The organism is Vibrio sp. ER1A, assembly GCF_000733315.1.
Taxonomy (GTDB): Bacteria; Pseudomonadota; Gammaproteobacteria; order Enterobacterales; family Vibrionaceae; genus Vibrio; species Vibrio mediterranei.
The window spans coordinates 291,872-308,941 of sequence record NZ_JPJA01000093.1 but is presented as its reverse complement, the minus strand read 5'-3'; the positions used below and the strand labels follow the sequence as shown (position 1 = coordinate 308,941).

Genomic DNA, 17,070 nt, shown 5'->3' with positions numbered 1-17,070 from the left:
ATTATCAGGTTTTTGTAAGAATTATTATATTTCTTCTCTTATCCACTAAGAAAATATTGTCAATTCAATATTTGCTGTTTATTATTAATCCGAACCAAATAATAATCTCATGGGAACTGTCATGTCTGAATTAACCAAAACTCTACTAAATATTCGTAGCCTACGTGCATTTGCTCGTGAGCTAACTATAGAACAACTAGAAGAAGCACTAGAAAAGCTAACTACTGTTGTTGGTGAAAGACAAGAAGCGGAAGCAGAAGAAAGAGCAGCGAAAGAAGCACGCGAAGCTAAATTAAGCGAGTACGCTCAAATGATTGCTCAAGACGGTATTGACGTTGAAGATCTTATCGCTGCACTATCTGGTGAATCTAAAGGTAAAGCAAAGAGTAAACGTGCTCCTCGTCCAGCAAAATACAAATATGTAGACGCTAGTGGCGCTGAAAAGACTTGGACTGGTCAAGGTCGTACGCCTTCTGCAATCCAAACTGCTCTAGATGCAGGTAAATCTCTAGAAGAATTCGAAATCTAATATCTTTAAGTAATATTAGATTTATAAAAAAAGCGCCTTTCGGCGCTTTTTTATTATCGTTCCCAATATGCCTCTTCAAGGCTATCTTCTTTCTCTGGCAGACCACGAGAAAGACGTGGAGAATGTTGAACCAGCACTTCATAGCTTGCTCGATTTGAGTATTTACATACTTGTGAGAAAGAAGAGTAAGTAAGGTATGGGTGTTGGTGCTTACTTGAGTTTGGCACATTTTCTTTATGGTATTTATTCGCTGCCATATCATGCAGTAATGCAGATAAAGCTGCGTCGCCCGCACCATTGGTATTCTTGATTTTTTCTGGCCCACCCATATAAGGAGCAATATGTGAATAAACTTTTGTAGGATTTTCACATGCAGACTTTATAGCAGGTCGGCTAAATTCATATCGGTTAAATTCAGCAATACACCCTGGTAATAATGGTAACGAAGTTTCTCTTTTGGCAGCATCCTCTGTATAACCAGCCATAAATAAACCGATTGGTCCAGCAGTACATAAAACAAGATCAACCCAATCAAGTGCTTTATCCGCAGCAGCCAATGGATCTTTTTCACCTGTTAATGCTTCAGCTTCATCCTCATTCATAGCAACAACCGAAACATGCTGTTTCAAAAAGTCTTGCCAATATTCCGGATCATCTTGAATAACGAAGCGAGTTCCCAACGTTAATACCACAGGTACGTCGTATTTCTTCGCATATTCTATTGCCTGCATGGTTGCTTCCGGCATTGGGTCACCATCTTTGCAACGAACTAAATAGGCTGTTAATACCAACGCCGAGGCTTTCTTAAAAATTTTCTCAGGAATACTCTCAGCACGAAGTTGGTTCATTTGACCTTCGCTAATTGCAAAAGTTCGCTCGCCGTCTTCAGTAATTAACGTAAAACAACGTCCAATTGCACCATCGACGCCTTGTAAATAGTTTAAGTCCATACGGCTAGAAGTATTACATAGATATCGATAGCCATAACTACCGATTCGGATATCAGCACTCATTACACCTAACAATACCGATTTGTCATCTGCCAACACGGAAAAGTTATGTAATGTATTCCCTATTGTGCCCCCAGCAAATTCATTGGTAATTAGCTCTTGCTGTTTCAGTTCGTTATACAGATTTTCAGCTGCTTGGTCATCAATAACCAGAGAGTGCCCTTTGCTCAGCCCAAATTTCTCAATAACACTACTATCCACTCGCGCTTCTATATCAACTAGTGTTTGGTCAATACCGATAATATGGGTTCTCGACATTTTTTTACTAGTTTGAGATTGGCTGACTAATGGGTCACGAGCGTGAACCGGAAAGTAATGCTTCGATTTTCTTTGGCCGGGGAATTTCATAAGGATATCTTCGTAACAGGAATGTAAGGGCGACAATTCTAACTCTGTATAGTTTACCTCGGCAACATAGGCAACCTTAGCAAACGTTTACGCTACAATTTTTTTTATCACTGGCCTTGTTTTTCACTCTATTTGTACACACATTCATGCTCTTAGAAAGTGTGATTTAGTTCGCGGATCTGTATTGCGCCTTCGGTTTCTGCTAGAATCTGCGTCCAATTGATATAGGTGGTATTTTAACATGTCTGATAACAGCCAAAAGAAAGTGATTGTCGGTATGTCCGGCGGTGTAGACTCCTCTGTTTCTGCCTACCTTCTGAAACAGCAAGGCTACCAAGTAGAAGGCCTGTTCATGAAGAACTGGGAAGAAGATGATAACGAGGAATATTGTACTGCAGCGGAAGACTTAGCCGACGCACAAGCGGTCTGTGATAAGTTAGGTATCCACCTACATACGATCAACTTTGCTGCGGAATACTGGGATAATGTATTCGAATATTTCTTGGCAGAATACAAAGCAGGTCGTACGCCAAACCCAGATATTCTTTGTAACAAAGAAATCAAATTCAAAGCATTTTTAGAATTTGCAGACGAAGTTCTCGACGCAGACTATATCGCAATGGGTCACTACGTTAGCCGTACCTTCCCTGAAAACGGTGAAAAACCACAAATGCTTCGTGGTTTGGACAGCAACAAAGACCAGAGTTATTTCCTCTATACATTAAGCCATGACCAGGTAGCTCGTAGCTTGTTCCCTGTAGGCGAGTTAGAGAAACCAGAAGTACGTCGCATTGCTGAAGAACAAGGCTTAATTACCGCGAAGAAAAAGGACTCGACAGGTATTTGTTTTATTGGTGAGCGCAAATTTACAGACTTCTTGTCTCGCTATTTGCCAGCACAACCGGGTAAAATTGAAACACCGGAAGGTAAAGTCATTGGTGAACACCAAGGTCTGATGTACCACACATTGGGTCAACGTAAAGGGTTACATATTGGGGGCCAAAAAGGTGGCGGCGGTAACGAAGATCCATGGTATGTTGCTGAAAAAGATCTTGAGCGTAATGTATTGATTGCGGTTCAAGGTGCTGATCATCCGTTACTTAAATCAAACGGACTGCGTGCATCTCAACTTCATTGGGTGAGTCGTGAAGCGATTAAAGAACCAATGCAATGCACAGTGAAAACGCGCTACCGTCAACAAGATATCCCTTGTACGATTATCCCAATTGACGATGACAACATTAAGGTGATCTTTGATGAACCACAAGTAGCTGTCACTCCGGGACAGTCTGCTGTCTTCTATAGCGACAATGTTTGCTTGGGCGGCGGCATCATCGAAGAGCGTATCTAACATTTATTCGTTTATTATCTTAGGAGAGCTACGTGGCTAATACACTTTATGACCGTACAATAGCATTTGCAGGAATTTGCCAAGCCGTTGCCCTTGTTCAACGAGTTGCTAAAGACGGTTACTGTGATTCAGACGCGTTCGAAACTTCTATCAAAGCCATTACCAATATGAACCCATCCAGTACTTTAGATGTATTTGGTGTTGAATCCGACCTTAAAGTTGGACTCGAGTGTTTGGTAAAAGGTATTGATAGCACACCAAGCGGAAGTGAGATTACTCGTTACATCATCAGCTTAATGGCACTAGAGCGTAAGCTAAATGGGCGTAATGATGCCATGTCTCAACTTGGTGACCGATTACAAATGGTCAGTCGTCAACTTGAACACTATGAGCTTCTTGACGAACAGATGATCAGTAATTTAGCTAGCGTGTATTTAGATGTCATTAGTCCGATTGGCCCTAGAATTCAAGTCACAGGCACACCGGCAGTACTTCAACAAACTGGCACCCAACAAAAGGTGCGCGCGCTTCTGTTGTCAGGTATCCGCAGCGCAGTGCTTTGGCGACAGGTAGGTGGCAAACGACGTCACCTCGTGTTCGGTCGTAAGAAAATGATCGAACAAGCTCAGATTCTACTCGCTAGAATGTAATCATCGACTCGCGACCTTGTCGCGAGTTATTTTTTCCTACCAAAATAAATTTAGCGCAAACGTTTGCGCAATATTCGTGACAAATGCCGCAGTTATTGGTATAAAGCTCACGAAATTTAGAAACCCAATTCAGGAGAACATCATGGAACTGTCAGCATTGACTGCTGTTTCACCAGTAGACGGCCGTTACGGTAGTAAGACAACTGCACTTCGCAGCATCTTTAGTGAGTTTGGCCTACTAAAGTACCGCTCTATCGTTGAAATTCGTTGGTTGCAAAAACTAGCAGCAACGGATGCAATCAAAGAAGTTCCAGCATTCAGTGCCGAAGCTAACCAGTTTCTTGACGAGCTAGCCGCTAACTTTAGCGAAGAAGATGCGGCGCGTATTAAAGAGATCGAGCGCACTACTAACCACGATGTAAAAGCGGTTGAGTACTTCCTAAAAGAGAAAGTCGCTGACGTTCCTGAACTGCACGCAGTAAATGAGTTCATCCACTTTGCATGTACTTCTGAAGATATCAACAACACGTCTCATGCTCTTATGCTTAAAGAAGCGCGTGATACTGTGGTTCTTCCTGAAATCCGCAACATCATCGATGCGATCGGCAAACTAGCTGAAGAGTACCGTGACATTCCTTTGCTTTCACGCACGCACGGCCAACCAGCCTCACCTACTACTATGGGTAAAGAGATGGCTAACGTTGCATACCGTATGGAACGTCAATACAAGCAAATCGAAGCGGTAGAAATCTTAGGTAAGATCAATGGTGCAGTGGGTAACTACAACGCACACCTATCTGCTTATCCTGAGTTGGATTGGCACAAATTTAGTGAAGAGTTCATTACTGAATCTCTAGGTGTGACTTGGAACCCTTACACGACTCAGATTGAACCACACGATTACATTGCAGAGTTGTTTGACGCTATCGCTCGTTTCAATACTATCCTAATTGACTTCGACCGTGACGTATGGGGTTACATCGCTCTTGGTCACTTCAAGCAAAAAACTGTTGCTGGTGAAATCGGCTCTTCAACTATGCCTCACAAAGTTAACCCGATCGACTTTGAAAACTCGGAAGGTAACCTAGGCCTAGCCAATGCAGTGTTCGCTCACCTAGCACAGAAACTACCAGTTTCTCGCTGGCAACGTGACCTTACTGACTCAACGGTACTTCGTAACCTAGGTGTTGGTTGTGGTTACGCGATTATCGCTTATACGTCGACATTAAAAGGCATCAGCAAACTTGAAGTTAACCGTGAAGCACTTCTTGCTGAGCTAGACAAAAACTGGGAAGTACTTGCAGAGCCAGTACAAACCGTTATGCGTCGTTACGGTATCGAAAAGCCTTACGAGAAACTTAAAGAGTTAACTCGTGGTAAACGTGTAGATGGCGAAGCAATGCGCAGCTTCATCGATGGCCTGGAATTGCCAGAAGAAGAGAAAGCACGCTTGAAGTTAATGACGCCAGCTAACTACATCGGTCAAGCAATCGAGCTCACCGATAAGCTGTAATCATTAATCAGTACATAAACTCAAAAAGGCTGCTTATATTGCAGCCTTTTTTGTGGATATCATCAACGATAAATGTTCTGGACCAACTCTATCAAATCCTACTGTTTTTGAAAAAACAGTGTGATCTTTCCTACCTCGATACCAAACTTGCGGATACTCGTTAGGTTAAATACGTGTTTATCATCTTGTCGATACAACCAATCATCGAAAGCCACAGTGTAGGTTGAGCCATCAACCTTGAGTTCGAAGTCGTACTGCCATTGCAAAGCGTTGCCTTCTTCCTTACCGGTTGCCGCGCCAATGATGTCGTCAGCTACCCCACGATAAGAGCCATCTTGGAGCTTCTCAATGGTCCAAATCCTTTGGTCTATTTCTCCGTCATCAAAAACAAAGTCTTCAACGAGGACAAGCTTGTTGTCCTGCACTGTGCCGATAATAGTGACGTCAAAGCGTCGGTTCTGTTTGTTGGTGTAGTCTTGAACCATTCCCCAAGCTTTTGTCTCTCCTTCAAAGTACCCGAACAAGTCAAATCTGGGTTCACTGTTTTTATAATCAGACAGGTCTGCACTGCACGCACCTAAAATGAGTACGAGAGGCAGTATAAGCCAACGAAATAACGTCATCTATTCATCCCTATAAGTTGGGCTCTGAGTTTCGGATACTGGCTATTTGGAGCTAGCCAAATACCAAGGAAGGCGTCGTTTAACGACTCATCATCAATGGAGCCAACCAGTTGGAGCGGCTTCTGATTCGTAAGATAATAGAATTTACCCGATTTTCCATCACTGACATAAATGAGCTGCTGTCCATCTGAGACACTTGGAAAAATATCGTATAACTTGGCAATCCATTGATTTCTTGTCGCTTTATCAACACCCATTTTTCGCCATTGGTCTAGCGTCGCATCTAAAAGTTGTTGTCTACTGATGTCTCTTTGATACTGAATTCTTAATGCTATGGGATGAGGAGAAATGTCCTCTGACACTTCGTAAACGCCTTGGGGTGCGAGCAATTGGGAACGATAAACGTCAAAAAACAACCAACTGAGTTGCGCCTCCCCTACGACTTGCCACTGGCCCCACGCTTGATAACTGACTGGGGAATCCTTTGAGGCGACTGCGTTGTGAGAACTCAGTAACAAGCTCAGCACTGCCGCCAAAATCATCTTATGTTTCATGAGTCCAACTTCTCTCGTTTGGTCTTGGATATCGCACGATTAAGTAAACGATTAAGACCCATTCAATAAAAAGGATTCCGAGAGTGACCAGCATCGAGTACTGCGTGGTTACAGCTCCAAGCTTAAAACCCGCTAAGTAACTAATCGCACCACCGAATCCGCCAATTATTGATACGAGGAGAATTGGGTAAGACGTCAAAAAAGTTTTCAAATAAAACGCATACCAAGAGAAAATTAACCAAAGCGCCATAAGCCATACTGGCAAAACGTGAGTGTCGAACACAAGTAGACTAGCGAACATGTTCAGACTATCAATTACTAAGCCAGCGACAACCAACATCAACAGTTGCATCAACCGAAGGTTTAACATTCGATACGAAACCAAAATGGTGACAATACTCAATATCAGCGCTAGCCACTGAAACCTTGTTTGACCAATGACTGACAGTAACCAGATCACCTGAAACCAACTACTGATAATGAGAAGTTTCCACCCTGGCGACATATTGTGACCTCCCCTATTTAGCCTCAAACGTTTTATTAACGACCACGCTGGAATGTAATATGAACGGTACTGATACTTTTTGCCCTAAACCCACCTTCGCAATAACAAAAATAGTAGCGCCACATACGAATAAATCGCTCGTCGTAACCCAAGGTTCTGACTCTCTCTAATGATGCTTCAAACCTTAGACGCCAATCCACCAATGTCTTTGCGTAATCCAAACCAATATCAAACAGATCTCTCACGATGAGATCCGTGTGCTTGGTACTATTAGTGGTGAGGGCTGTGATGGAAGGCAAGAAGCCCCCTGGGAAAATGTACTTCTGAATAAAATCGACATTATCGGCATAGTAATCGTATCGCTGGTCAGCAATAGTAATAGCCTGAATCGCCATCAAACCTTGAGGTCTCAGTAAAGACTGGCACTTCTGCAGATAGGAAACTAAGTATTGCTTACCAACTGCTTCGATCATTTCGATCGAAACAAGCTTATCGAATTCTCCCTCGAGTAAGCGATAGTCTTGCTTCAACAGAGTAATCTTATCTTCGAGTCCTGCTTTTTCGACCTGCTGTTTTGCATAATCAAACTGCTCATCAGAGATAGTGGTTGTGGTGACGTGACATCCATAGTTTTTGGCCATATAAATCGCCATACCGCCCCACCCTGTGCCTATTTCTATTACGTGATCTTCCGGTACCAATTGCAATTGTTGACAAAGCCGCTCCATTTTATTGAGTTGGGCTTGCTCTAGCGTGTCTGTCGGACTTACATAAATGCCCGAAGAGTAGAGCATTCTCTCATCGAGAAATGTCTCATAAAGACTGTTACCCAAATCATAATGAGCCTGAATATTCTCTTTTGATTTAGTAACCGTATTACGGTTCACCCAGTGTCCAAGTTTATACATCACTTTCGTGAGTAGACTTGATTGATCTTCAATAGAATCAAGAGCGGCGAGGTTGACTGCCATCAACTCCATTAACGCGGACAAATCAGGGCTATCCCACCAATCATCCATGTACGCTTCACCCGCAGCAATACTGCCTCCTTGGATTAGTCGACGGTAAAACTCAGGGTGTTTCACTTCGATAATCGCTGTCGGTTCCCCATCTTTGGGTTTACCAAAGCGTTCACCAACATGTTTGCCGACGCTTCCTTCTTCTTGAAAGCTCTCTATGATGGTTAAACAACCAATCTCTAGTTTGTATAAACATTTGAATGCAATACTTTTCGCGGTTTTTTGTAAACCAGTTAGGGCTCTAGGCGCCTCTATTGAGGTCGTATTTAACATGTTGAATTCTCCCTAATTCTTTGAGTTCGTATGCTGCGAAAATTCGTCAGAAGGTGCTGGATGAGCCGAAGCCTTCTTGGGTTTAGAATGGTCATAGATAGGTGTTCCTTTAAGCCATAGCTTTAAGGCATGCCAATAAATCCCAACCACGACTTTCACCGTCATAATTGGGGTTGTAACCAGTTGTCCGATTAAATTCTTCGAGGTAAACGCACGCCCTTTCATTGATAAGGTGGCATCAAATACTTTTTCTGACTTGTGACACGCTAAGTATACAAACAGGCGCTGCCCGAGCGGCTTTAGACGCCACTGATACTGCTGATCCAGAGGATTAAACGGCGAGACGTGGAAGGCCTTGTCATGTCGCCAGTTTTGATGGTCTACGCCTTTGTCAGCCTCTATAACGTAATAATGTCTTTCATTCCAAGGGGTGTTACTTACTTCTGCCAACAGATAACGCCAGTTACCCTCTTCATCATAAAGGTAATAGAAGTTGACCGGACTGAAATACAGACCTAGGTACCTCAGATGGCAAACCGCAACCACTCTACCCTCGATTCTTTTACCAGTGAGCGCTTCAACTTTATCCTGCACCGCCAACTTCAAATCGCCTTCACCTAGGTAGTCTTCTCGACGAAATCGAGCCCAATGCCACCAATGTTCCCCAAAACCCCAAACTTTTTGCTGCAAGGAATCGAGCTCATCTAAATCGATAGCAGGCATAAATAATGGATAATCTAAATGGTGCTTGGTAGGCGTATAACGGCGATGCGCTACGTGCCCAACCATAAGTTGGCTGTTGGAAACCATCACGCAGCTCCTCTTACGAAGCCGGAATCATCGTCATCACTGGCTAAAATACCTTCAACAATATCTAACGCACTCCTCACTCCATCTTCATGAAATCCGTTATACCAGTAGGCTCCGCAGAACCACGTGTTATTTTGACCCCACAGTTTTTCTCTATGTTGCTGTGCCTCGATACTTTGGGTCGAGAACACCGGGTGGCTATAGTTGAAGGTCCTGAGTATTTTAGAGCGGTCAATCACGTTAGATGAATTGAGCGACACGCAAAATGTCGTATCAGATTCAATATGCTGAAGTATATTCATGTCATAGGTCAATGTCGGCAATCGAGATTGTTCATCTTCCGAGCCATCTAACGCATAGTTCCACGACGCCCATGCAGACTTTCTCATTGGAAGTAGACTTTCATCGCAATGTAACACTACTTCATTTGATTGATACTCCATGGCACCAAGAATCGATAATTCGGATTGTGTCGGCTCAGCAAGCATCGCTAATGCTTGGTCGCTATGACAAGCAAAAATCACTCTGTCAAAACGCTCTGAGTTGCCATTAGACGTTACTGTTACGCCAGCGGAATCGCGAGATACCGAGGTGACAGGAGAGTTCAGCCGAATTTGATCTGCAAAGCCCTGCGTCAGCGGACCGATATAACTGCGTGACCCACCTTCAATCACATACCACTGCGGTCTATTAACCACATCAAGCAAACCATGATTGAGGAAAAAGCGCAGAAAGAAACCAAGCGGGAATGCTCGCATATCGGCCAGAGTCGAAGACCAAATTGCTGCGCCCATTGGTAGAATGTAGTTTTGAGTGAAATAATCAGAGAAACGATGGTGACTTAAAAAGTCACCTAGCGTTTGAGTTGCTAGCAGGGATGTGTCTGACTCCGCAGACGATTTAGCAAGCTTATTAAATCTCAAAATTTCAAAGATAAAGCGGTAAAAGGTTGGATTGAGTAGATTGCGTTTTTGGGCGAACAAAGTTGATAGCGTGTGACCGTTGTACTCTAAGCCCGTGGCCGCGTTCTTTACACTAAAACTCATTTGTGTAGGAACGCCCTTTACTCCAACCTCTTCCATCATGCTCATGAAATTGGGATAAGTTCTATCGTTATAAACGATAAATCCAGTATCGATGGCATAGGACTTTCCCTGTACCTCAACATCCACTGTGGCAGTATGACCACCAATATAATCATTGGCCTCAAACAGAGTTACATCGTGATGCTTGTGTAAATAGTAACCACACGTTAAGCCTGAAATTCCTGTACCGATAATTGCTATTTTCATAGAAGAATGTCCTATACCTATCACGATTGATTTAGTAGGCGTGTTACTAATTTAGTTTGTAAGCCATAAGGCATGATACCGACGAGGCGAAGAATCCATGTGAAGCGCTTGGGGAAATAGATGTAAGCAGACCGTTTGTCTATTCCCGTTTGAATCGCATTTGAAGCTTCTTCTACCGATACCATCATCGGCATATCAAAATCGTTTTTATCAGTAAGTGGGGTTTTCACAAATCCAGGGAAAACACAGCTGATGGCAACCCCTTTGTTTTTCCAATCTAGCTGAAGAGTGCGCACCAAATAGGTAATAGCGGCTTTCGAGGCACCGTAAGCTTCAGCGCGAGGCAGAGCCAACTCACCCGCTATTGAACTGACGACCACAACATGATGCCCCGATTTCAATCTTGTCTGCATTTGTTCCAATACATTGACCGTCCCCATCACATTGACTGCCATCACTCGCTCTATCAACGCTGCGTCGATCAGCCCTTCATCGATGTATTCGCAATCACCAGCATTGACTATCCACAGCGTTGGATGTTGTTCCATCTTGCTAAATGCTTGCGCTACCGCCTCCCTATCTGTTACGTCAAACGACAGTGGGACAATGTTCTCCCTACCCGCTTGCAACGACTGAAGTTTCTCCTTTGAGCGTCCACAGGCGTAAACGAGATAACCTTGTTCAGCGTAATCATTAGCCAGCTGCCATCCAATGCCCGATGACGCGCCGGTAATGAATACGGATTGATGCGAGTGCGCCATTACTTACCCAACCTCTGTTTGATGTTCTTAATCACAAAACCGAGCAACGGTATGTTTTCGTACAGCATTTCCCCTAGGTCGAAGTAATCTCGATGATAGATGACTCGATCGCCACTAAACCGGATATGACTAACTCCATTTACGTTTACGGCTTCCCCACCATTAAGCTTGGGGTGCTGTAGTTGCATGGTCCAAGTAAGAAAACCTGAGTCTTCCACCTGTTGATGATGGCGAATGTCAAAATCACATTTGATGACGTTGGTATACAAAGAGTCAAAGTAAGCGGAAAGCTGATCCCACCCCTCTAAGCGATGAGCTGAGTCCTCAAACACCACATCCTTGTGATAAATCTGTTCAAGAAGATGTAGGTTGTTCTTGTTTAGCTTCTGATACACCTCGCTAACCATTTCTATATTCATAACAACCCTTAATTCGTTTTTTCAAAAGTCTCTAAAGTACAAGCTAGTACAGTCTGAAAGTTATACAAGATTTGGAAAGTACAACTTTTTGTATAAGTGTTACGGTGGGGAGGTTTGAAAGGATCAAAAAAAAAGCTTGGAAATTTTTCCAAGCTTTTTAACAAGTTCTAAGAATTATTACTGCTGATTTCGTAACGCATCAATACGCTTTTCTAAAGGCGGGTGGCTCATTAGAAGTTCGGTCATCGATCGCTTACCGTTGATACCAAATGCCATCATTGAACCTTCAAGATGAGACTCTTGGCTCATTTTCAATCTTTCTAATGCTGCAATCATCTTCTGCTTGCCAACAAGACTTGCCGCACCCGCATCCGCATGGAACTCACGATGGCGGCTATACCACATAGTGATAAAGCTCGCTAGGAAGCCAAACACCAGTTCAAGCACCATAGAAACACCGAAGTACACCATCATGTTAGTGCCGCCTTCGCCTTCATCGCTGTTATTGTTTGACGCAACAATATTGGCGATAAAGCGAGACAGGAAGATTACGAACGTATTCACGACGCCTTGCATTAACGTCATAGTAACCATGTCGCCGTTCGCGATATGGCTAACTTCATGGGCAAGTACCGCTTCTGCTTCGTCTCGAGTCATATTATGTAATAGGCCGCTAGACACAGCCACCAACGAGTCATCTCTCTTTGCACCCGTCGCAAATGCGTTTATATCTGGAGAATCATAAATCGCAACGGTTGGCATACCGATGCCCGCCTGCTGAGATTGTCGACTGACTGTTTCTAGTAACCAATGCTCTGTTTCATTACGAGGGCTTTCGATCACCATTCCACCAACTGAACGTAGCGCCATTTTCTTTGACATCATCAAAGAGATGAATGAACCGCCAAATCCAAATACTGCCGCCATGACTAATAAACCAGACAAACTGCCTGGTTGCATGCCAGTAACTGCATAGACAATGTTAAGGACAACACTTAACACTAGAACCACAGCAAGGTTAGTTGCTAGGAAGAGTAATACTCGCTTCATTCACATTTCTCCAAATTAAGAAGCTTGATTATGACGAAAATGCCATTTTGCTTATAGTTTTAGTCAAAGTTTTACGGCCCAAGTTTGAGATCCGTGTGGCATTTTTCGATTTCACTATATACATATAGTCTTAGATTTAAAAATCAAGGTTAAGCTTTAAATTGAAACAAACAGTTAATATCTTGATTACTTCATAAACTATAAGCCCATGAAATAACAGAAAAGCACATTAAACATTGAAAAATGCAATCGTGTGCATATTAAATGTTGAGCTAAGATTTCATTGTGATTGATGAAAAGGTCTTAGACTTTGGTCGTATTGTGAGTGATAAGTGTGCGAGTTAAAGTCCAATGAGATTGAACACTCCATGTCGAAAAGGAAAATACCATGGTAGAGAACAACAACTTTCAGATGGCAATTGATTTGCTTTGCTGCCACCTCGGTATCAGCGAAGACGAAGCTCGTGAGCAATTAGGTATTCAAGACACTACTGAGCTAGACATTCATCTTATGGAGACTCAGTCTGCACTTATGGGCCTATCGGAAGATAAGTAACTTCCTACACGTTATCCAATTAAAAAGGGCTGTCATAATGACAGCCCTTTGCATTTATATACTTTCGAGTACATCTAACTTGATGTATTTGCCTAAGTCTCGCTTCTTACAGCCAGGAACATAAGGCACCTCGCCTAACTTGGGCGCATCAATTTTATTTTCTAGCATCTCTATAATTTCAGCGTAATGCTCAACGCCTGGGTTTACGCGGTTAGCTACCCATCCGACTAATTCAAGACCATCCGCTTTAATCGCCTCAGCAGTAAGCATAGCGTGGCTCAAACAGCCCAATTTAATACCCACGACCAAGACAACTGGCAACTTTTCTTGTTGAACCCAAGTCGATAGACAATCGTCTTTCGAAACGGGTACACGCCAACCACCAGCGCCTTCAACTAACACAAAGTCACTGTTTTCTTTATGTTGGTGTAAGGTTGTAGAGAGCTTGTCGTAATTAATTACTTCATCATCGGCTATCGCAGCAATATGCGGCGACGCAGGTAACGAAAGCGCATAAGGATTGACTAAGTCGTAGTCGATATCTTGATTCGCAGCCGCTTGAAGATGTAACGCGTCTGAATTTCTCAGACCGTGTTCTGTAATTTCGCATCCTGCTGCGACAGGCTTATACCCTATCGTTGATTTTCCTTGTGCACCTACAGCACTTAATATCGCTTTTGATACAACGGTTTTCCCAACTTCAGTATCCGTACCGGCAATAAATAGTGCTTTCATCATAATGCAACTGACCCCAAACAAATTTGATAACTAGCAGGTAGCAACCCATCTTGGTTTGCGTATTTTTGATATTCCATTTCAAGTGCCTTTAGAGCCTGTTTACCAGTAAACCCTTTAGAGCGACCTTCTACGTGATTGGCTCCTATGCCTTTCAAGTCCTTCATCAAACCAAGTGCGGTGCGATACCACATAACCATTTCCGGCAAGTCTAGTTGATGGTCACGACATCCAGATTGCGCTAACGCAATTTTTACCTGATTCAACGTCGTAAAGTCGTTTACATGTTGATATGCATCAATTTTACCCCATGACCTCTTGAGTTCTTTAAGAGAGCCATCGACAAGAGATGAGAAGAATACAGCGCCTCCAGTTTTGGTCACGCGTTTCATCTCTCGCAGTGGTATCGACAAATCCGCACACCACTGTAATGCCAAGCTGGAGACTACATAGTCAAATTCAGCTGACGTAAAAGGTAGCTGCTCAGCGTCTGCCAATTGATAAGTCACATTTTCGATACCACAACGACGTTGAGCCTCTGCTAACATCTCAGCAGAGAGATCAGCGCAAACTACGTCAGCGCCTCTAAGCAGTAACTCCTGTGCGCAGTATCCCGTTCCACAACCAAGATCGAGTACTCGGCATCCAGATAAGTCATTGGGCAGTTTGTCCAACAAACGGTCCGCTACTTTTCGTTGCAGTTCAGCATGCTGGTCATAATGCTCTGCAGCACGTCCAAACGCGGCGGAAATTGCATCTTTATTTGGTAATGGAGCATGCAAATGAGCTAACACTTCGGTCATTTATCCTGCCTCCGAAAAACGTGTCAAATAGGTGGCAAGCATTAGCACATCTTGATGCTGATGCGACGCAGAGAGAGTAATACGCAGCCTTGCACTTTCTCTGGGTACCGTTGGAGGACGAATAGCCGTGGTCCACACACCTTTTTCTTTTAAAGAAGAACAAAGCGCTAAAGCGCGAGCTGAGTCACCGACAACCCAAGGCTTAATTGGCGTAGAGGTGGAAACATATTCTGGGCAATCGCTTAACAGCTCCTCAAACATGGTAGACAATTCCATCCATTTCTCTCTGCGCCAATGTTGCGTTTGAATCATTGACAGAGCCTTTAACAGAGCACGGGCATGAGCTGCTGAAAATGCCGTTGAATAAATGTAGTGACGAGCAAATTGGGTTAGATATTGGCCCATTTCTTCTGAGCAAAGTATTGCAGCACCATTAAGACCAAACGCTTTGCCAAACGTCACGACTAATATCTCTGGCTTGAGTTCACTGATCCCACAGGCTCCCAATCCATTGTCGCCAATTACCCCAATGCCATGAGCATCGTCGACCATCGACAACATACCGCGCGTTTGGCAAATTCCGACAAACGCTTCGATATCGGATAGATCGCCATCCATACTAAACACACTTTCGGTGACCGCGAGTGTTGAACGCTCGGCTCTAGCCAATGACTCCAGATGGGCAAGATCGTTATGACGAAAGCGCTTCATATCTGCGCCACAAAGCATACCCGCTTCCATCAGTGAGGCATGATTGAGTCTATCTTGAAGTAACAAATCCCCCTTAGTTAATAGCGTGAGCAGCAGCGCTTGATTGGCAGCATAACCTGACGAAAAAAACAGTGCAGTATCAAAACCCAACCATTCAGTAAGCGCAGATTTCAATGACTCATGCTGTGCGGAATAACCCGTCACTAAAGGAGAGGCTCCACTACCCACTCCAAGCTCTGAGATGGCTTGCTGATAGCTGTCTTTTAGCTCAGAACTTGACGCTAGACCTAAGTAGTCATTGGAAGAGAAGCTAAGGAATGACTGACCGTCTTTATGAAAAACAGATTGATTCCCTGACTCCAATGTTTGGACAGAGCGAAGCAAGTTGCTCCGCTCCCTTTCCATTAGAGCATCCGAGATGCGCTGGTTAAACACTCGCGTCATAGAACAAATCGTCTTTTGTTGGACGTGCAGCAACACGCTCTACTACTCTATCTAGTAACTCGCTTTCTTGGATTTCATCTGGCTTTTGCGATGTCTCTTCGCGATTAATACCCAACTTCTTAAACAATTGAAGATCGGTATCTTCATCTGGATTAGGGGTCGTCAGCAACTTACAACCATAGAACACTGAGTTTGCTCCGGCCATGAAACACAGGGCCTGCATTTGCTCATTCATGTTTTCTCGCCCAGCAGACAAGCGCACTGCTGACTTTGGCATCATAATACGGGCAATCGCAATTAGACGGATGAAGTCGAACGGTTCTACATCATCCACTTCTTCTAACGGCGTGCCTTTTACTTTGACCAACATATTGATAGGCACGCTTTCTGGTTGCACTGGTAAGTTGGCTAACTCCATCAGCAGACCGGCGCGGTCATTAGCACTCTCACCCATGCCAATAATGCCACCTGAGCAAATCTTCATACCAGCATCACGAACATGGCTAAGAGTGTCTAAGCGGTCTTGGTAAGTTCTTGTGGTAATGATGTTGCCGTAAAATTCAGGTGAGGTATCAAGGTTGTGGTTATAGTAGTCAAGTCCAGCCTCAGCTAAGTGACTTGCTTGATCTGGCGTTAGCATGCCTAAGGTCATACAGGTTTCTAAACCCATATCTTTCACGCCTTTAATCATATCAGTTAGCAAAGGCATATCGCGCTCTTTGGGGTTTTTCCATGCAGCCCCCATACAGAATCGCGTTGAGCCTGCATTTTTCGCTTTTTTAGCAGCATCTAGCACACGCTCCACTTCCATCAAGCGTTCAGATTCTACGTCTGTTTTATAACGTGCACTTTGGGGGCAGTATTTACAGTCCTCTGGGCACGCACCGGTTTTAATCGACAGCAAAGTGCTAACTTGGACGTGATTTGTTTGTTGAAACTGCCTGTGCACCAACTGCGCCTCAAACAGCAGATCCATAAAGGGTTTGTTCATCAACGCTTGCACTTCGGCATGGGTCCAATCGTGTCGTACTTCCACTGGTTTATCCTTTGCTCACTTATAATTAGTCTTGGCTAGTGTACTGACAAGCGGTACACTGTCAACACCGACCACATC

Annotated in this window: 19 protein-coding genes; 5 read left to right on the top strand and 14 right to left on the bottom strand. The window is 43.7% G+C overall.

Annotated features, from left to right (window positions below):
• Nucleotides 1-121 precede the first annotated feature (121 nt).
• Nucleotides 122-529 carry an H-NS family histone-like protein gene (locus HW45_RS22990; protein ID WP_038230058.1) on the top strand — a complete coding sequence of 136 codons (408 nt, stop codon included), beginning with the start codon at nt 122-124 and terminating at the stop codon, nt 527-529.
• Between the two features lie 53 nt (nt 530-582).
• Here the strand turns inward: HW45_RS22990 and HW45_RS22985 are convergent, their stop codons facing one another.
• Entirely contained in the window at nt 583-1,887 is a 1,305-nt protein-coding gene (locus HW45_RS22985; RefSeq protein WP_038230056.1) for an inosine/guanosine kinase, read from the bottom strand.
• A 241-nt stretch (nt 1,888-2,128) separates the two neighbouring features.
• On the opposite strand from HW45_RS22985, the gene mnmA reads away from it, so the two are divergent.
• The 3 genes from mnmA (at nt 2,129) to purB (ending at nt 5,401) form a co-directional block, all read left to right on the top strand.
• The gene (gene mnmA, locus HW45_RS22980; protein WP_038230055.1) at nt 2,129-3,238 is read left to right on the top strand and encodes a tRNA 2-thiouridine(34) synthase MnmA; all 1,110 of its coding nucleotides are present in this window, start codon (nt 2,129-2,131) and stop codon (nt 3,236-3,238) included.
• A 32-nt stretch (nt 3,239-3,270) separates the two neighbouring features.
• The gene (gene hflD, locus HW45_RS22975) at nt 3,271-3,888 is read left to right on the top strand and encodes a high frequency lysogenization protein HflD (protein ID WP_006074097.1); all 618 of its coding nucleotides are present in this window, start codon (nt 3,271-3,273) and stop codon (nt 3,886-3,888) included.
• 142 nt (nt 3,889-4,030) lie between these two features.
• On the top strand, nt 4,031-5,401 hold the full coding sequence (gene purB, locus HW45_RS22970) for an adenylosuccinate lyase (protein ID WP_038230054.1): 1,371 nt from the start codon (nt 4,031-4,033) through the stop codon (nt 5,399-5,401).
• A 98-nt stretch (nt 5,402-5,499) separates the two neighbouring features.
• Here purB and HW45_RS22965 read toward each other — a convergent pair whose 3' ends face one another.
• The 9 genes from HW45_RS22965 to htpX all read right to left on the bottom strand — a co-directional run bounded on the left by HW45_RS22965 (nt 5,500) and on the right by htpX (nt 12,707).
• On the bottom strand, nt 5,500-6,024 hold the full coding sequence (locus tag HW45_RS22965; RefSeq protein ID WP_038230053.1) for a DUF3833 domain-containing protein: 525 nt from the start codon (nt 6,022-6,024) through the stop codon (nt 5,500-5,502).
• The gene (locus tag HW45_RS22960; protein ID WP_038230051.1) at nt 6,021-6,578 is read right to left on the bottom strand and encodes a chalcone isomerase family protein; all 558 of its coding nucleotides are present in this window, start codon (nt 6,576-6,578) and stop codon (nt 6,021-6,023) included. The genes HW45_RS22965 and HW45_RS22960 overlap by 4 nt, the downstream gene beginning before the upstream one ends.
• A complete protein-coding gene (locus tag HW45_RS22955) occupies nt 6,568-7,083 on the bottom strand; it encodes a DUF2878 domain-containing protein (RefSeq protein WP_038230049.1) in 516 nt (171 codons plus the stop codon). The genes HW45_RS22960 and HW45_RS22955 overlap by 11 nt, the downstream gene beginning before the upstream one ends.
• Before the next feature lie 35 nt (nt 7,084-7,118).
• The gene (locus HW45_RS22950) at nt 7,119-8,375 is read right to left on the bottom strand and encodes an SAM-dependent methyltransferase (protein ID WP_038230047.1); all 1,257 of its coding nucleotides are present in this window, start codon (nt 8,373-8,375) and stop codon (nt 7,119-7,121) included.
• 12 nt (nt 8,376-8,387) lie between these two features.
• A complete protein-coding gene (locus HW45_RS22945) occupies nt 8,388-9,185 on the bottom strand; it encodes a DUF1365 domain-containing protein (RefSeq protein ID WP_038230046.1) in 798 nt (265 codons plus the stop codon).
• Nucleotides 9,185-10,477 (bottom strand): NAD(P)/FAD-dependent oxidoreductase, encoded by a 1,293-nt coding sequence (locus HW45_RS22940; RefSeq protein WP_038230044.1) that lies wholly within the window; start codon nt 10,475-10,477, stop codon nt 9,185-9,187. Before HW45_RS22940 ends, HW45_RS22945 begins: the two co-directional genes overlap by 1 nt.
• Before the next feature lie 20 nt (nt 10,478-10,497).
• Complete coding sequence (locus HW45_RS22935) at nt 10,498-11,238, bottom strand: SDR family NAD(P)-dependent oxidoreductase (RefSeq protein WP_038230043.1); 741 nt, start codon at nt 11,236-11,238, stop codon at nt 10,498-10,500.
• Entirely contained in the window at nt 11,238-11,657 is a 420-nt protein-coding gene (locus tag HW45_RS22930) for a nuclear transport factor 2 family protein (RefSeq protein WP_038230041.1), read from the bottom strand. The genes HW45_RS22935 and HW45_RS22930 overlap by 1 nt, the downstream gene beginning before the upstream one ends.
• 177 nt (nt 11,658-11,834) lie before the next feature.
• The gene (gene htpX / locus HW45_RS22925; RefSeq protein ID WP_038230039.1) at nt 11,835-12,707 is read right to left on the bottom strand and encodes a protease HtpX; all 873 of its coding nucleotides are present in this window, start codon (nt 12,705-12,707) and stop codon (nt 11,835-11,837) included.
• A gap of 388 nt (nt 12,708-13,095) precedes the next feature.
• Between htpX and HW45_RS29780 the strand changes: the two genes are divergently transcribed.
• Nucleotides 13,096-13,263, top strand: a complete 168-nt coding sequence (locus HW45_RS29780) for a hypothetical protein (RefSeq protein ID WP_006074074.1) — start codon at nt 13,096-13,098, stop codon at nt 13,261-13,263.
• A 54-nt stretch (nt 13,264-13,317) separates the two neighbouring features.
• On the opposite strand, the gene bioD is transcribed toward HW45_RS29780, so the two are convergent.
• The 4 genes from bioD to bioB are packed head-to-tail and all read right to left on the bottom strand — an operon-like array spanning nt 13,318 to nt 16,992.
• Entirely contained in the window at nt 13,318-14,001 is a 684-nt protein-coding gene (bioD, locus tag HW45_RS22920) for a dethiobiotin synthase (RefSeq protein WP_038230037.1), read from the bottom strand.
• Complete coding sequence (gene bioC / locus HW45_RS22915; RefSeq protein ID WP_038230035.1) at nt 13,998-14,801, bottom strand: malonyl-ACP O-methyltransferase BioC; 804 nt, start codon at nt 14,799-14,801, stop codon at nt 13,998-14,000. The genes bioD and bioC overlap by 4 nt, the downstream gene beginning before the upstream one ends.
• The gene (locus HW45_RS22910) at nt 14,802-15,956 is read right to left on the bottom strand and encodes an 8-amino-7-oxononanoate synthase (protein ID WP_038230033.1); all 1,155 of its coding nucleotides are present in this window, start codon (nt 15,954-15,956) and stop codon (nt 14,802-14,804) included.
• Nucleotides 15,940-16,992, bottom strand: a complete 1,053-nt coding sequence (gene bioB, locus HW45_RS22905; protein WP_006074067.1) for a biotin synthase BioB — start codon at nt 16,990-16,992, stop codon at nt 15,940-15,942. Before bioB ends, HW45_RS22910 begins: the two co-directional genes overlap by 17 nt.
• Nucleotides 16,993-17,070: the final 78 nt, after the last annotated feature.

What these genes read in the sequence shown, in the direction of transcription:
- HW45_RS22935 (WP_038230043.1), bottom strand. Translation starts at nt 11,238, where the DNA reads ATGGCGCACTCGCATCAATCCGTATTCATTACCGGCGCGTCATCGGGC.
- HW45_RS22930 (WP_038230041.1), bottom strand. Translation starts at nt 11,657, where the DNA reads ATGAATATAGAAATGGTTAGCGAGGTGTATCAGAAGCTAAACAAGAAC.
- htpX (WP_038230039.1), bottom strand. Translation starts at nt 12,707, where the DNA reads ATGAAGCGAGTATTACTCTTCCTAGCAACTAACCTTGCTGTGGTTCTA.
- mnmA (WP_038230055.1), top strand. Translation starts at nt 2,129, where the DNA reads ATGTCTGATAACAGCCAAAAGAAAGTGATTGTCGGTATGTCCGGCGGT.
- HW45_RS22955 (WP_038230049.1), bottom strand. Translation starts at nt 7,083, where the DNA reads ATGTCGCCAGGGTGGAAACTTCTCATTATCAGTAGTTGGTTTCAGGTG.
- HW45_RS22910 (WP_038230033.1), bottom strand. Translation starts at nt 15,956, where the DNA reads ATGACGCGAGTGTTTAACCAGCGCATCTCGGATGCTCTAATGGAAAGG.
- HW45_RS22990 (WP_038230058.1), top strand. Translation starts at nt 122, where the DNA reads ATGTCTGAATTAACCAAAACTCTACTAAATATTCGTAGCCTACGTGCA.
- bioC (WP_038230035.1), bottom strand. Translation starts at nt 14,801, where the DNA reads ATGACCGAAGTGTTAGCTCATTTGCATGCTCCATTACCAAATAAAGAT.
- HW45_RS22965 (WP_038230053.1), bottom strand. Translation starts at nt 6,024, where the DNA reads ATGACGTTATTTCGTTGGCTTATACTGCCTCTCGTACTCATTTTAGGT.
- HW45_RS29780 (WP_006074074.1), top strand. Translation starts at nt 13,096, where the DNA reads ATGGTAGAGAACAACAACTTTCAGATGGCAATTGATTTGCTTTGCTGC.
- HW45_RS22985 (WP_038230056.1), bottom strand. Translation starts at nt 1,887, where the DNA reads ATGAAATTCCCCGGCCAAAGAAAATCGAAGCATTACTTTCCGGTTCAC.
- HW45_RS22945 (WP_038230046.1), bottom strand. Translation starts at nt 9,185, where the DNA reads ATGGTTTCCAACAGCCAACTTATGGTTGGGCACGTAGCGCATCGCCGT.
- bioD (WP_038230037.1), bottom strand. Translation starts at nt 14,001, where the DNA reads ATGATGAAAGCACTATTTATTGCCGGTACGGATACTGAAGTTGGGAAA.
- HW45_RS22940 (WP_038230044.1), bottom strand. Translation starts at nt 10,477, where the DNA reads ATGAAAATAGCAATTATCGGTACAGGAATTTCAGGCTTAACGTGTGGT.
- HW45_RS22950 (WP_038230047.1), bottom strand. Translation starts at nt 8,375, where the DNA reads ATGTTAAATACGACCTCAATAGAGGCGCCTAGAGCCCTAACTGGTTTA.
- purB (WP_038230054.1), top strand. Translation starts at nt 4,031, where the DNA reads ATGGAACTGTCAGCATTGACTGCTGTTTCACCAGTAGACGGCCGTTAC.
- HW45_RS22960 (WP_038230051.1), bottom strand. Translation starts at nt 6,578, where the DNA reads ATGAAACATAAGATGATTTTGGCGGCAGTGCTGAGCTTGTTACTGAGT.